Annotated in this window: 11 protein-coding genes; 4 read left to right on the forward strand and 7 right to left on the reverse strand. The window is 62.3% G+C overall.

Features of this window, described 5'->3' with window-relative positions; genetic code table 11:
• Entirely contained in the window at nucleotides 1-1,458 is a 1,458-nt protein-coding gene (locus J3P97_RS11820; protein WP_434674232.1) for a mannitol dehydrogenase family protein, read from the forward strand.
• Between the two features lie 16 nt (nucleotides 1,459-1,474).
• Nucleotides 1,475-2,662 (forward strand): mannonate dehydratase, encoded by a 1,188-nt coding sequence (gene uxuA, locus J3P97_RS11825; protein ID WP_434674233.1) that lies wholly within the window; start codon nucleotides 1,475-1,477, stop codon nucleotides 2,660-2,662.
• 1,498 nt (nucleotides 2,663-4,160) lie between these two features.
• On the opposite strand, the gene J3P97_RS11830 is transcribed toward uxuA, so the two are convergent.
• The 6 genes from J3P97_RS11830 to J3P97_RS11855 form a co-directional block, all read right to left on the reverse strand.
• Nucleotides 4,161-4,874 (reverse strand): FadR/GntR family transcriptional regulator, encoded by a 714-nt coding sequence (locus J3P97_RS11830; RefSeq protein WP_434674234.1) that lies wholly within the window; start codon nucleotides 4,872-4,874, stop codon nucleotides 4,161-4,163.
• Nucleotides 4,875-4,956: 82 nt separating this feature from the next.
• Nucleotides 4,957-6,486, reverse strand: a complete 1,530-nt coding sequence (locus J3P97_RS11835) for a UxaA family hydrolase (protein WP_434674235.1) — start codon at nucleotides 6,484-6,486, stop codon at nucleotides 4,957-4,959.
• A gap of 17 nt (nucleotides 6,487-6,503) precedes the next feature.
• Entirely contained in the window at nucleotides 6,504-7,514 is a 1,011-nt protein-coding gene (locus J3P97_RS11840) for a zinc-binding alcohol dehydrogenase family protein (RefSeq protein ID WP_434674236.1), read from the reverse strand.
• Nucleotides 7,515-7,885: 371 nt separating this feature from the next.
• Entirely contained in the window at nucleotides 7,886-8,842 is a 957-nt protein-coding gene (locus J3P97_RS11845) for a diguanylate cyclase (protein WP_434604593.1), read from the reverse strand.
• A gap of 3 nt (nucleotides 8,843-8,845) precedes the next feature.
• Complete coding sequence (locus J3P97_RS11850; RefSeq protein WP_434605119.1) at nucleotides 8,846-9,805, reverse strand: response regulator; 960 nt, start codon at nucleotides 9,803-9,805, stop codon at nucleotides 8,846-8,848.
• A gap of 185 nt (nucleotides 9,806-9,990) precedes the next feature.
• Entirely contained in the window at nucleotides 9,991-10,803 is an 813-nt protein-coding gene (locus J3P97_RS11855) for a helix-turn-helix transcriptional regulator (protein ID WP_434674237.1), read from the reverse strand.
• A gap of 106 nt (nucleotides 10,804-10,909) precedes the next feature.
• Here J3P97_RS11855 and J3P97_RS11860 point away from each other — a divergent pair, with 106 nt between their 5' ends.
• Nucleotides 10,910-11,866 (forward strand): threonine dehydratase, encoded by a 957-nt coding sequence (locus J3P97_RS11860; protein ID WP_434674238.1) that lies wholly within the window; start codon nucleotides 10,910-10,912, stop codon nucleotides 11,864-11,866.
• 304 nt (nucleotides 11,867-12,170) lie between these two features.
• Nucleotides 12,171-12,791: a TetR/AcrR family transcriptional regulator gene (locus J3P97_RS11865; protein ID WP_434568707.1), complete on the forward strand. Its 621-nt coding sequence runs from the start codon at nucleotides 12,171-12,173 to the stop codon at nucleotides 12,789-12,791.
• A 129-nt stretch (nucleotides 12,792-12,920) separates the two neighbouring features.
• Here J3P97_RS11865 and J3P97_RS11870 read toward each other — a convergent pair whose 3' ends face one another.
• Nucleotides 12,921-14,381, reverse strand: coding sequence for an efflux transporter outer membrane subunit (locus J3P97_RS11870; protein WP_434674239.1), 1,461 nt, complete (start codon nucleotides 14,379-14,381; stop codon nucleotides 12,921-12,923).
• Nucleotides 14,382-14,442: the final 61 nt, after the last annotated feature.

A 14,442-nucleotide genomic window follows, 5' to 3' on the forward strand; every position in this document is an offset into this window, starting at 1 on the left:
ATGTCGCTCAACCAACGCGTTCCCGCCACCGGCCAGGCCCGCGAGATCGGCATCGTGCACCTGGGCCTGGGGGCCTTTCACCGGGCGCATCAGGCGGTGTACCTGCAACGCAATCTCAATCGCCACGGCGACAGCGACTGGGGCTTGTGCAGCGCCAACCTGCGCTCCAATCAAGCCTTGGTCGAGCAATTGCGCGAGCAGGACGGTCGTTACCATGTGGCGGAGTATCGTGACCGCGAGCAGGTGACGCTGCGGGAAATCGGGGTGTTGCGCGAGGCCTTGTATGCGGGCGAGGGCGGTCAGGAACTGGAGCAGTTGTTGCAACGCATGGCCGCGCCGCAGACGCGGATCGTCACGCTCACCGTCACTGAAAAAGGCTACTGCCTGAGCCCTTCTTCAGGGCAGTTGCGCCGTGAGGATCCGATAATTGCTCATGACATCGCTCATCCGCAGGCGCCGCGTTCGGCGCCCGGCATGGTCCTGGAAGCCCTGCGTCGTCGTCGCGCCGCGGGCGTCCCGGCGTTTACCGTATTGTGCTGTGACAACATGCCCGACAACGGCCAGCGCACCCGCCAGGCGGTAAGCGCATTGGCCGCGTTGCAGGATCAGGCGCTGGCGCAGTGGATCGAGCAACAGGTGGCCTTTCCCAGCTCCATGGTCGACCGCATCGTGCCGGCGATGGACGAGGAGTCCTTCGCCCGGCTGGCGCAACAATTGGACTGCCACGACCGCGCCGCCGTGGTCTGTGAAAGCTTCAGCCAGTGGGTGATCGAGGACCACTTTCCCCTTGGCCGACCGGACTGGGAAGCCGAAGGCGTGCAGATGGTCGACGATGTGCGCCCGTTCGAAACCATGAAATTGCGCATGCTCAACGGCAGCCATTCGTTGCTGGCCTATGTGGGGCTGCTGGCCGGGCATGAGTCAGTCTTCGAGGCCGTCAGCGATGTAAGGCTGGCGCATTTCATCGAGCGCTACATGACCGAGGAAGCCGCGCCCACGCTGGACATGCCGGCAGGGATCGACCTGTTGGTTTACGGTCGCGACCTGCTGGCGCGCTTCGCCAACGACAGCCTGCAACACCGCTTGCGCCAGATTGCCATGGACGGTTCGCAAAAATTGCCGCAGCGCTGGTTGCTCGGCGCAGAGCAATTGCTCGACCAAGGGCGCGGCATCGACTGCACCGCGCTGGGAATTGCCGCCTGGATTCATTACTGCACGCAGCCGTTGCCCGGTCGACCGGCGCATGTGGTCGACGACCCGCTGAGCGCAACCTTTGCCGACGTTGCGGGACGCTTCGACGGCGCATCGCGGGTCGATGCTTTTCTCGACCTTGGAGAAGTCTTCCCGCCGGCGCTGTCGGCTCGCGCCGCGTTTCGCGACGCCGTGCACCGTGCTTACGCCGCCTTGAGCCGCGATGGCGTCGACAGCCTGTTGCACACCTTTGCCGTACCCAACTGATAACAAGGAGAAGAACATGGAACAGACATGGCGTTGGTTTGGCCCCAAAGATCCGATTTCCCTGGCGGACGTTCGCCAGACCGGTGCGACCGGCATCGTCACCGCGTTGCACGAGATTCCCAATGGCCAGGTCTGGCCGGTGGACGCCATCGCGGCGCGCAAGGCGCTGATCGAAGCCGCCGGCTTGACCTGGTCTGTGGTGGAAAGCATTCCGGTGCACGAAGACATCAAGCGCGGCTGCGGACGTCGTGACGAGTACATCGCCAACTACCAGCAAAGCGTGCGTAACCTGGCGAGCTGCGGCATCGATATCGTCTGCTACAACTTCATGCCGGTGCTGGACTGGACCCGCACCGACCTGACGTATGAACTGGCGGATGGCGGTTGGGCCTTGCGCTTCGACCAGACTGCGTTCGCCGCCTTCGACCTGTTCATCCTCCAGCGGCCGGGAGCGCAGGACGAGTACAGCGCCGAGGATATCCAGCAGGCCAAGGGCTATTTCGAACAACTGTCGCCGGCCGGGCGCGAAGCTTTGGTCGATACCCTGATCGCGGGATTGCCCGGCGCCGAAGAACACTACAGCCTGGACAAATTCCGCGAGTTGCTGCGTACCTACGCCGACATCGACGAGGCCAGGTTGCGTGAGCACCTGGGGTATTTTTTGCGCGCGGTCATTCCGGTTGCGGAGGAGGTGGGCGTGCGCATGGCGATCCACCCGGACGACCCGCCCCGGGCATTGCTTGGGCTGCCGCGCATCCTTTCTACCGCCGAAGACGCTCAATGGTTGCTGGACGCCGCGCCAAGCCCGGCCAATGGCCTGACATTCTGTACCGGCTCCTACGGCGTGCGCGAGGACAACGACCTGGTGGCGATGGCCAGGCACTTTGCGCCGTTCATCTACTTCACTCACCTGCGTTCGACCCGTCGGGAAGCCGATCCACGCAGCTTTCATGAAGCCCATCACCTGGCTGGAGACGTCGATATGGTCGGGGTCATCAGCGCCCTGGTGGCCGAAGAGCGCCGGCGCGAGCGCGAAGGCGGCCCGCGCTTGCCGCTGCGTCCAGATCATGGGCATCAGTTGCTCGACGACCAGCATCGCAAGAGCAATCCCGGCTACTCCCTGATCGGCCGCCTCAAGGGCCTGGCAGAAATCCGCGGCGTGGAACTGGCCGTGCGCCGACAACTGGACCAAACAGCACACTAAACCCAAGCAACACCCCGTGGCGAGGGAGCTTGCTCCCGCTGGGCTGCGCAGCAGCCCTGAAACAGACACCTCGGTGCATCAGGCAAATCGCGTTCGACCGGTTTGGGGTCGCTGCGCACCCCAGCGGGAGCAAGCTCCCTCGCCACAAAAGCGGTACCGGTAGGGAAACGAGGCAGGAGTGCAGACGCGTCGGTGCATACCATACCCAACTGCCTACACGAACCCGTGGCGAGGGAGCTTGCTCCCGCTGGGCTGCGCAGCAGCCCTGAAACAGACACGTCGGTGCATCAGGCAAATCGCATTCAACCGGTTTGGGGGGCGCTGCGCACCCCAGCGGGAGCAAGCTCCCTCGCCACAAAAGCGGTACCGGTAGGGAAACGAGGCAGGAGTGCAGACGCGTCGGTGCATATCATACCCAACTGCCCACACGAACCCGTGGCGAGGGAGCTTGCTCCCGCTGGGCTGCGCAGCAGCCCTGAAACCAGGCGCCTCGGTGCATCAGGCAAATCGTATTCAACCGGATTGGGGGCGCTGCGCACCCCAGCGGGAGCAAGCTCCCTCGCCACAAAAGCGGTACCGGTAGGGAAACGAGGCAGGAGTGCAGACGCGTCGGTGCATATCATACCCAACTGCCCACACGAACCCGTGGCGAGGGAGCTTGCTCCCGCTGGGCTGCGCAGCAGCCCTGAAACAGACACGTCGGTGCATCAGGCAAATCGCATTCAACCGGTTTGGGGGGCGCTGCGCACCCCAGCGGGAGCAAGCTCCCTCGCCACAAAAGCGGGTACCGGTAGGGAAACGAGGCAGGAGTGCAGACGCGTCGGTGCATACCATACCCAACTGCCTACACGAACCCGTGGCGAGGGAGCTTGCTCCCGCTGGGCTGCGCAGCAGCCCTGAAACAGACACGTCGGTGCATCAGGAAAATCGCGTTCGACCGGTTTGGGGGCGCTGCGCACCCCAGCGGGAGCAAGCTCCCTCGCCACAAAAGCGGGTACCGGTAGGGAAACGAGGCAGGAGTGCAGACGCGTCGGTGCATACCATACCCAACTGCCTACACGAACCCGTGGCGAGGGAGCTTGCTCCCGCTGGGCTGCGCAGCAGCCCTGAAACAGACACGTCGGTGCATCAGGCAAATCGCATTCAACCGGTTTGGGCTGCGCAGCAGCCCTGAAACAGGCACCTCGGTGCATCAGGCAAATCGCGTTCAACCGGATTGGGGGCGCTGCGCACCCCAGCGGGAGCAAGCTCCCTCGCCACAAAAGCGGGTACCAGCATCAATCGAGGCAAGCGTCAGGACGCCGGGGCTTTTGTGGCGAGGGGATTTATCCCCGCTGGGCTGCGCAGCAGCCCTGAAACAGACACCTCGGTGCATCAGGCAAATCGCGTTCAATCGGATTGGGGGCGCTGCGCACCCCAGCGGGGATAAATCCCCTCGCCACAGGTTCCACCATGTCCCCGGACCAATAGTTCTTTGTTCAGAGATTGAATGTGTGGCCTAGTCGGCGGGGGCTTCAGGTTCGAGCGCCCGCAGCCAGCGGTTTTCCGAGCGGCTCAGGTGCTGGCGCATCGAGGTTTGTGCTCCGAGCACGTCCTTGGTGGACACGGCGTGCAGGATTGCTTCATGTTCGACGACTGCCGCCTCCCACGTCAGTGCGTTCTCCGCGTGTTTGCTCAGGTGCGCCGAAATCGGATTGTGACGTTCATCGAACAGGGCGGTGATGATCCGCACCAGGGCGGAGTTGCCGCTCATTTTCGCCAGGCGCTGATGAAATCTGCGGTCATCCTCCAACGGCGGCAGACCACTGGCGATGCTCGCGCGCATGGCATCGATGCATTCCTGCAGGTAGCGGTAGTCGCTTTTCTTGCCATGCAGACACGCCAGGATCACCGACTCGCCCTCGATCAAGGCACGAGCCTGCATGAGTTCCGAGGGACTCTCGCCCAAGGTCATGCTCGGTTTTTTTGCATCGCCGGACCTGGCCCGTACGTACACGCCGGAGCCCATCTTGATCTCGATGTCGCCGTCGATTTCCAGGGCGATCAGCGCCTCGCGAAGGGACGGCCTGGAAACCCCGAGAAGCTGGGTCAAATCGCGCTCGGGGGGAAGCCTTGCGCCCGTCTTGAATTCCCCCTCGGCAATGTAGTTGCGCAGTTGATCAGCGATTTTCTGGTACGGCTTGCGTTCGGTGGCGTTGATCGGTGAGACCATGGGTGGGCGTCCATCTGAGGGTCCGCAAAGGCTACCATAGCCGCTTGATCGTGTTCATTGATGTGGAAAAGAGTGCAACGACTCACATCACCGCACCGATCTGCCAGGGCAGGAATTCGTTATCGCCCAGACCGTTTTCCTCGCTGCGGGTGCGGCTTCCGGAGGCGGTCTGCAGCATCAACCGGAACAACCGTTCACCGGCCTCGGCCACCGACTCCACACCGTCGACAATGCCACCGGCGTTGAAGTCCATGTCCAGCTCCATGTGCTGGAACAGGCGGGTGTTGGTGGCGATCTTCAGGGAGGGCGTGGGCTTGCAGCCGTAGGTCGAGCCGCGACCCGTGGTGAAGCAGATGAGATTGGCGCCGCCCGCCACCTGGCCGGTCGCGGACACCGGGTCGTAGCCGGGGGTGTCCATGAAAACCAGGCCCCGGGTATCGATTTTTTCAGCGTAGTGATAGACCCCCATCAGCCCGGTCGAGCCGGCTTTTGCCACCGCGCCCAGCGATTTTTCCAGAATGGTGGTAATGCCTCCGGCCTTGTTGCCCGGTGATGGGTTGTTGTTCATGTCGCCGTCGTTGTGTTGCACATAGGTTTCCCACCAATGGATGCGCTCCATCAGTTTCGCCGCGATGTCGGCGGACGCGGCGCGGGCTGTCAGCAGGTGTTCAGCGCCGTAGATTTCCGGGGTTTCCGAGAGGATCGCGGTGCCGCCCTGTTGCACCAGCAGGTCCACGGCCGCGCCGAGCGCCGGGTTGGCCGTGATGCCTGAGTAGCCATCCGAGCCGCCACATTGCAGACCGACGCACAGGTGGCTGGCGGCTACGGTCGTGCGCCGGCATTGGTTGACGATGGGCAGCATCGTCTCAATAGCGGCAATACCCCGTTGCACGGCTTCTCGGGTGCCGCCTTCGTCCTGAATGATCAGGCTGGCCCTGAGTGCAGCGCGGCGATCACCCAGTTCATCCATGAGCGGGGTGAGTTGGTTGACCTCGCAACCGAGGCCGATCAACAGCACCCCGGCGAAATTGGCGTGATCGGCATACCCACGCAAGGTGCGCTTGAGGATGTCGATGCCTTCACCCTTGGCCCCCATGCCACAGCCACTGCCATGGGTGATTGCGACGACGCCGTCGACGTTGGGGAAACCTTTCAGCCGCTCGGATGAAAAGGCCTTGGCGATGTGCTTGCAGACGGTCGCCGAGCAGTTGACGCTGGCAATCACGCCAATGTAGTTGCGCGTGCCGACGCGTCCATCGTCACGCAGATAACCTTCGAACGTAGCGCGGTGACTGCTCGGCAATGTGGGCACATAGACGTTCTGCACGCTGTGTTCGGCATTGGTCGCAGACATGTCCAGGTTGTGCACGTGGACGTGATCGCCGGGCTCTATGTCTCGGGTTGCCTGGCCGATAGTCTGCCCGTATTTGAGTACCCGATGGCCGGCCGACACCGGGCGCAGGGCGACTTTATGACCGGATGGAATCGGTTGTCGGGCGGTCAGCGTGATGCCATCGGCGTTGAGGCTTTGACCTTCGGGAATGTCGCCCCGGGCTACGGCAACATCGTCACCGGACGCCAGGACAAGCAAGGTGGAAGCAGGCGGGTTCATACGGTGTCCTCCGTTGCCTAGCACTCGATGATTGCCTTGACCACTCCTTGGTTGGGGTCGAGCAATGTGAAGAAGGAACGGGCCACGTCGCTCAGCAGCAACCGATGGGTGTTCAGGGCTGCATCGGGAATCAAGCCCTCGCGCAAACATTGCTCGACGTACTGGAAATCTTCCCGGGTGGCGTTGCGGCTGCCCATCAGCGTGGCTTCGCGCTTGTGGAATTCAGGATCGGAAAAAGTAATCGAATCTCGCACCACCGAGATCATCACGTAGGTGCCACCGTGGGCGATGAATTCGAATCCGCGCTCCATCGCCCGGGCGTTGCCGGTGGCATCGAATACCACGTCGAAAAAATCGTCCCCGGTCAGTTCGGCCAAGGCCTGCTTGTCGCCTTCGCCGATATGCACGGCCGCGTGGATATCCAGATGTTCCTTGCAGAACGCCAGGCGATCCTGGCGGGTATCCAGTACGGTGACTTTCGCCCCGCGCAGGCTCGCGAAAATCGCCGCCGCCATGCCGATCGGGCCGGTGCCGACCACCAGGGCGTGTTTGTCTGCCTGGACGTTCGAGCGACGTACGGCGTGGGCTCCGATGGAGAGAAATTCGATCATCGCCGCCTGGTCCAGGGAAATCCCCACGGCCTTGTGCACGAACTCCTGGGGAACGCTGAGGTATTGAGTGAAGGCGCCGTCGCAATGGACGCCCAGGACCTGGATGCGGGTGCAGCAGTTGGTCTTGCCTTGACGGCAGGCAACGCAAGTGCCGCAGGAGAGATAGGGCATCACGTAGACGACATCACCGACAGCCAGGTCGCTGGAGGCGTCGCTGGCTTCGACAATTCCGGAGAACTCATGACCCATGACGCGCGGGTACTCGAGGAAGGGCTGGTTGCCGCTGAAAATATGCAGATCGGTGCCGCAGACGCCGACACGCTTGACTCGAATCAGGACCTCTCGCGGTTTCCTGACGGGCATTTCACGTTCGATGGCGGTTAGAGAACCGGGTTCGTTACAGACGACAGTCAGCATGTTGATGCTCCTTGGCTGGCGCGCAGGCGATGGATGGCTGCGCGCGGTAGGAGGGGAGTGAGCGCACGGCTGCCGGAACCGAGACACTCTTTCTTGTTGTAGGCGCGCAGTGAGCTGCGCCGCTGATGTTGGCTCGAAACTACACGGCGGAAAAAATATTGGCAAGACCAATCAGATAAAAAGTAGATTGGACAGACCAGTTATGGGCGGGCACAAACTTCGAAACCACCGCCATTCCCCTGTGGGAGCGAGCCTGCTCGCGATAGCAATCTATCAGCCAGAATAATGTTGAAGTGCTGCCGCCTTCGCGAGCAGGCTCGCTCCCACAATTTGATTGGGCAGGAATTTCCTGTGGAGGAAGGGGCGGTGGCTCAGTGCCCGTGAACCGTCACGCGATTGCGTCCGGTCTTTTTCGACGTGTACAACGCCTGGTCGGCCCTGGCGATCAGTTCGGCGTGGTCGTTGGCGGGCTGGCTCAGGTCGGCCACGCCCAGGCTGACGGTGAAACTTATGTCCTGGCCGTTGTACTGCACCAGCGACTCTTCAACTGCCTTGCGCAGGCGCTCGGCGAAAATCTGCCCGCCGGCCGAGTCGGTGTCCGAAAGCACCACGCCGAACTCTTCGCCGCCGTAACGCCCGGCGACGTCGGATTCGCGCACATGCTCGTGCAACAGTCGGGCGACTTGCTCGATGACCTTGTCGCCGGCCTGGTGACCGTAGGTGTCGTTGACCCGCTTGAAGTGATCGATGTCGAGCATCACCAGGCTCAGCGCATTGCCGTAGCGTTGATGGCGGGCGTAGGCGGCTTTCAGGCTGGCTTCCCAATGACCACGGTTGTACAAGCCGGTCAGGCGATCGGTGCTGGACAGCAGTTGCAGTTGTGCGTTGGCGGCCTGGATCTGGTGGCGGTTGGTGGCGACGTCGGTGACGTCGTAGATCACCAGGCAGATGTGATTGATCCGGTTGTCGGGCGAGCGCAGGGGCAGCAGCGTGGTGTTCTGGTACATGAACTCTTCCTGGCCGGTGATCGGCTGGTAGCTCTTGAACCGCATCAGGTACGGGCGCTGCTCCCAGACCGTGAATGCCGGCGTGCCGAGGGTCGCGACGCTCTCGACCTTGCGGCTGAACCAGGGGCGATCGATTTCAGGAAACAGGCTGAAGAAGTTGCGGTTCTGGGCATCCTTGGGCTGCACGCCGGAGCGGTTCTCCATGAAGGTGTTCCAGACCTGTACGCGGTACTCGCGATCAAGTACCACCACGCCGACGTCGATGCTCTGAACGATGGCCAGCAACCAGTGGAATTCGTTCAGATCGATGGATTCGCTCATGGCTCAGTTCATCAGGTAGGCGAGTTTGTGGGTAAGCCGCTCGATAGAGTCTTCCGTGAACAGCAGCAACAGGTCGAAGCGGATATCCTGGCCTTCCAGGCCATAGCTGATTTCCACCGCCAGGGTCTTTTTCCAGTGGACGCGGTTGGCGCGGATCAATTCATCGATTGCTGCATGCTGACCCAGGATCTGCGGATGCCCCTGGGAAAAAATCACGTCGATCTGTTCGGCGATGCTGCTCAGGCAAGCACCGATCAGGATGCTGGAAAGGTCCACCAGCATCTCCAGGTCCGAATAGTCGGCGCTCTCGCGCTGCATCAGTTGCCCGATGTCGGCGATCTCCGAGTCATGGAATATCAGCAGTGCTTCACCGGCGATGCCGCTGCCGATAAAGCCTTGGCAGATGGCCGTGAGTTGCTGGGAGCTGCCGACGTCGTTCAGCGCCATGTGCAGTTCCCCGACTTCGAGGATGTTCACGTTCGGCACCGGCAATTGCACGAAGACGCCCAGGACCTTGGCAATCAGCGCCGCGGCCTGGCCGATGGCAACGTTGACCGTCTCGCGGAACGCATCCTGGAAACTGATGGCCGCGTTCGGTGCCGGTCGATTTTGCAGCGGTGCCTGGCCGGGTTGAGTCAGTAGACCCAGCCCGGTGAGCGTCTGGCGCAACTGGTTTTCGTCGAAAGGTTTTTTCAGGAACGCCAGCGCGCCCAGTTCATGCACCCGGCGTACCGCTTCGTCCTGGACGTCGCCGGAAATCACGATGACCTGCGCTTTCAAGCCCTCGGCGCGCAAGGCACTCAATACTTGATAACCATCCATCTCCGGCATGGTCAGGTCGAGCAGCACCACGTGGCCAAGGCCCTGGCGTATGGCATCCATCGCCTGGCGACCGTTGACCGCCTCGGTGACTGAAACCGGCCAATCTTGCGGCAGCGCACGCAACACCTGCTTGCGCGCCATGGTGGAGTCGTCGCACACAACCAGCGGGATCAGCGACACAGGGGCACCCAACAAGACTTAACGGCGCAGATTCTTCGTACATCGATCATAGGCGGCAGCGGTCCTCTGATTCACGAATGGGGTGTATCCAGCACAACGTCCGGTGAGATGCTGTCCTTGAAAACTGGACCATTAAGTCAAGGACGTCAAATGCACTTCGTCATTTGACGCAATTGCGCCGGACTCACACCAAGGCGCTGCTTGAACGTCGTTGTCATGTGCGCTTGTGAGCTGAAACCGCAGGCGAGGGCGATTTCCGGCAGTGTGGCCGAGCAATCGCGTATCAGCGCCCGGGCCCTGGCGAGGCGTCGGTCGATGAGGTAGCCATGGGGGCTCTTGCCTGTCGCGGCCTTGAACGCACGCATGAAGTAGCCCTCTGACAGCCCCAGCAGCTGCGCCATCGCCGGTACGGCCAATGGCTGATCGAGGCCTGCGTCGATGAATTCATCCAGCAAGCGCATCCGGCTGTCGGTGAGGGAACCTTGGGGCCTTGCCGACTTGGAGTTTTCCGCTGCCGCGCATTCGGCCAGTGCCAGGGCCCAAGCCTCCCAATCGTCGTCGATCGAGCCGTGCAGGAGCGCGCGACGCATGCGCTGCGCGAGCGCAATGGCCCAAGGGTCGATGCGATTGTTGAAGGGATGATCGCCCTCAAGCACGAATCCATCGGTGCGTATCAGGCGCAGGTATTCGCCGCCATGAGGTGACTGTGAATACACGTCGCACTGGGCCGGGACGAACGCCAGCCCGTTGGGCAGCGCATTGAAGGGCTGCACCCGGTCGCTGCCGATCGCATGCAAGCCGCGCTGGCTGTCGAACGCAAAACCGATCGCCGACTGGCTCGCGATGTAGCGCGCTGCATAGGCGCAGCCGGGGAGCAATTCGATCGCCCACGGCCCTGCTTCGATGCGACGGGTCGATTCAGTCTTGCGCGGCGGTTGTGGGCGGTTGCGATGGCTCATGGTGTTCATAGTAGTAAAGCGACGCCGGAAAAGTCAGGTCGGTTTTTTGAAAGCCGGGGCTCGGCGCCCCTGGCTAGACTGGACGAAATTCCAGGAGGCCATTCTCATGTACACACTGACGCTCGACGAGATTGAACAAGCGGCTCGGCAGGTCTATCAAGTCATGCCCGCCACCGCCCAGTACGCCTGGCCCTTGTTGGCGCAGCGGCTGGGATGCACGGTGTGGGTCAAGCACGAAAACCATACCCCCACCGGGGCTTTCAAGGTGCGTGGCGGCATTACCTTCATGCATTGGCTCAAGCGTGAGCACCCGCAAGCAAAGGGGATCGTCACCGCCACCCGTGGCAACCACGGCCAGAGCCTGGCGCTGTCGGCCAGCGCCTCGGGGCTGAAGGCGTTGATAGTGGTGCCGGAGGGTAACTCGATCGAAAAGAACAATGCCATGCGCGGCTTCGGCGGCGAAGTGATCGAATACGGCCGCGATTTCGATGAGGCCCGGGAGGAGGCGGCACGCCTGGCGCAAGCGCAGGAGCTGTTTCTCGTGCCGCCGTTTCATACCGAGCTGGTCAAGGGCGTCGCCACCTATGCCCTTGAGCTGTTCAAGGCTGTGCCCGACCTAGACACCGTCTACGTACCCATCGGCTGTGGCTCGGGGATTTGCGCAGTGATTGCCGCGCGCGATGCCCTGGGCTTGCAGACCCAGGTTGTAGGCGTGGTGTCTACCGAGGCAACGGCTGCAAAAATGTCATTTGAAACCGGAGAAATCTGCGAAACCGCTTCGGCCAACACCTTCGCCGACGGCCTTGCCGTGCGCAGGCCGATTCCCGAAGCCTTGGCCATCTACGGCGCCGCGGCGGCGCGGATCGTGGCGGTCAGTGACCAGGAGATTGCCGAGGCCATGCGCGTCTATTACACCGACACCCATAACCTCGCCGAAGGTGCCGGCGCCGCGGCTCTGGCGGGGCTGATCCAGGAGCGTGGGTTGATGGAGGGGAAGAAGGTCGGGGTGGTGCTGTCCGGGGGCAATGTCGACAGGGCGGTGTATGCCGATGTGATTGGCTGACAGCCAAAGGATGGCCGGCTCGAAGGGTAATGCTGTTCACTTAACAAAATGATCTATCCGTGGCGAGGGAGCTTGCTCCCGCTCGGCTGCGAAGCAGTCGCAAACCGGCGGATGCGGTGTGTCTGATACTACGTATTTGGCAGGTTTTGGGGCCGCTTCGCGGCCCAGCGGGAGCAAGCTCCCTCGCCACGGATTCCCCGATCGCCTTAAGTGAACAGCATTAGCCTCGAAGGGAGCCTTTTGTGACTCTATTCCGGAAAGGTCATGAGTTGTCAGCGACCTTTCGGGTGCGTAAGCTGCCCCCATGAACCAGCCATCCATTACCTCACCCAGCGCCCGCGGCCCCGTCGATCACGATATTCGCGATCAGATTGTCGCCGCCGCCAATGAACACTTCAGCCAGTACGGTTATGGCAAGACCACGGTTTCCGACCTGGCCAAGGCCATCGGTTTTTCCAAGGCGTACATCTATAAATTCTTCGATTCCAAGCAGGCGATCGGCGAGGCTATCTGCGCCAATTGCCTGTCGAAAATCGTTGCGGCCGTCGAAGCAGCCATCCAGGAAGAAGGGCTGTCGGCGACGGAGCGTTTTCGCCGGCTGGTCAAGACCGTGATCGCGACGGGCGTGGACCTGTTCTTCAATGAGCGCAAGCTCTACGACATCGCTGCGTTCTCGGCCTCGGAGCGCTGGCCCAGTTCACAAATCTACAACGAGCAGATCAAGAGCTTCGTGCTGCAGATCGTCCGGGAAGGTCGTGAGCTCGGCGAGTTTGAGCGCAAGACGCCACTGGACGAAACCGTCGAAGCCATTCACCTGGCGCTGCGGCCGTTCGTCAATCCGTTGCTGCTGCAGTACAACCTCGATTTCGTCGAGGAAGCGCCCACGCTCACTTCCAACCTGATCCTGCGCAGTCTTATGCCCTGAGCTAGAGGTTCACAGAAAAAGGGCTGGTGCGCAGCCCAGCGGGAGCAAGCTCCCTCGCCACGGGGGTGGTGAACTCCTCATGAATAGTCTTACCTGATATTGCCAATGGGTGACCCGTTCAAGGAGTGGTCACCGGGTTGCCACGGGCGTTTCCTCAGGTGGCTGCCAGCCACCGCCGAGCGCCCGAAAGGCCGCGACTGCCGCCCGTGCCGATTCCGTTCGCGCCTGCGCTCGGGTGTCGGACGTGCGCAGCAGGGTCTCGTCGGCATTGAGCACATCGATCAGGCTGGCGGTACCTTTCCGGTAGGCGATAAACGTCGATTGGCGAGCCTGGGTCAGCGACGTTTCCCCTTGAGCAAGGGTCGTCGCCTGGGCTTCGCGGTTCACCAGGGCGCTGAGGGCGTTTTCAACCTCCTCGGTGGCGCGCAACACCGACTGGCGATAAGCCGCCAGCGCTTCGGCTTCCTGGCCCTTGGCCTGTTCGATCTGAGCGTTGATGCGGGCGAAATCGAAGAGCCTCCAGCGCAGCCCCAGCACACCCGCCGACTGGCTGGCCCCGCCGCTGAAAAGATTGCCGCCGGACACCGCCGTGGCACTGCCGAGCAAGGCGCTGAGGGAGAACTTCGGATAATACTCGGCGACGGCCTCGCCGATGCGTGCGTTGGAGGCCGCCAGGCGGCGCTCGGCGACGATGAGGTCAGGTCGACGTCGAAGCAGGTCCGCAGGGGTTCCTGTCGTCGCCATCGATGGGGCGAGAGGAATATCGCCCACCTGAGCCAATTGCGGGCGATGGGTGCCAGGCGGCGTGCCGAGCATCACATCCAGCGCATTCATGGCCGCGTCCAACCCGGCCTGCAAAACCGGCACGGTGGCCTGCACCTCTGACAATTGTCCCTCGGTCTGGCGGACCTGATAGCTGGCGGCCAGGCCTTTGCTGTAGAGCAATTGGACTTTTTCCAGCAGGTCCTGCTGCGTCCTGACCTGGCGGTTCGCGATGTCGAGCCGGGTCTGTAGACCCCGCACGGTGATGTAGATGTCAGCGACCTGCGCTGCGACGGCCAGGCGCGTGGCGACGGCACCGGCCTCCGACGCCTGGTATTCGGCCAGCGCCGCCTCGCGCCCGCGGCGCAGGCCGCCGAAGGCATCTATCTCCCAGCCGGCACCGAGGTTGAGCTCGTAGAAGTTTCCGTATCGGTCGTAGCCGGGCGTCGAGTCCAGCACCTGGCCGAGCGGGGTCTCGACCGATTGGTATGAACGCGCGGCCTGGCCACTGATGTTGCCCGAGGGCAGCAAAGCGGCGTTGGCCGCGCCCAGGCCGGCCCGTGCCTGGGTGACGCGCGCCGACGCCTGCGCCAGGTCCAGGTTCTGTTCCAGGGCTTGTTGGATGAAGGCGGTGAGGGTGGGATCAGCGAAGCCTTCCCACCAGTTGACCAGCAGGGTCGGTGCGGCCGTGGAGCGCTGTTCGACCGCAGGCTGGCCCAGGTACCGGCTCGAAAGCGGCGCGGCGGCACGTTGGTAATCCGGGCCGACCGCGCAACCTGCCATGAGGCTGGCACTCACCAGAAGAGCAATGGGGCGCAGGGGAGGCATCGTATTTCCTTGAGTGGAGATTATTTGTGACCATACTAATTATTGGTCACTTAAAGTCAAA

The organism is Pseudomonas sp. R1-15 (assembly GCF_051132085.1).
Classification (GTDB): Bacteria; Pseudomonadota; Gammaproteobacteria; order Pseudomonadales; family Pseudomonadaceae; genus Aquipseudomonas.

Excerpts from the sequence above, each read along its gene's own strand:
- J3P97_RS11840 (WP_434674236.1), bottom strand. The coding sequence starts at position 7,514 with ATGCTGACTGTCGTCTGTAACGAACCCGGTTCTCTAACCGCCATCGAA.
- J3P97_RS11820 (WP_434674232.1), top strand. The coding sequence starts at position 1 with ATGTCGCTCAACCAACGCGTTCCCGCCACCGGCCAGGCCCGCGAGATC.
- J3P97_RS11865 (WP_434568707.1), top strand. The coding sequence starts at position 12,171 with ATGAACCAGCCATCCATTACCTCACCCAGCGCCCGCGGCCCCGTCGAT.
- J3P97_RS11845 (WP_434604593.1), bottom strand. The coding sequence starts at position 8,842 with ATGAGCGAATCCATCGATCTGAACGAATTCCACTGGTTGCTGGCCATC.
- J3P97_RS11830 (WP_434674234.1), bottom strand. The coding sequence starts at position 4,874 with ATGGTCTCACCGATCAACGCCACCGAACGCAAGCCGTACCAGAAAATC.
- J3P97_RS11835 (WP_434674235.1), bottom strand. The coding sequence starts at position 6,486 with ATGAACCCGCCTGCTTCCACCTTGCTTGTCCTGGCGTCCGGTGACGAT.
- J3P97_RS11870 (WP_434674239.1), bottom strand. The coding sequence starts at position 14,381 with ATGCCTCCCCTGCGCCCCATTGCTCTTCTGGTGAGTGCCAGCCTCATG.
- J3P97_RS11855 (WP_434674237.1), bottom strand. The coding sequence starts at position 10,803 with ATGAGCCATCGCAACCGCCCACAACCGCCGCGCAAGACTGAATCGACC.
- uxuA (WP_434674233.1), top strand. The coding sequence starts at position 1,475 with ATGGAACAGACATGGCGTTGGTTTGGCCCCAAAGATCCGATTTCCCTG.
- J3P97_RS11860 (WP_434674238.1), top strand. The coding sequence starts at position 10,910 with ATGTACACACTGACGCTCGACGAGATTGAACAAGCGGCTCGGCAGGTC.
- J3P97_RS11850 (WP_434605119.1), bottom strand. The coding sequence starts at position 9,805 with ATGGCGCGCAAGCAGGTGTTGCGTGCGCTGCCGCAAGATTGGCCGGTT.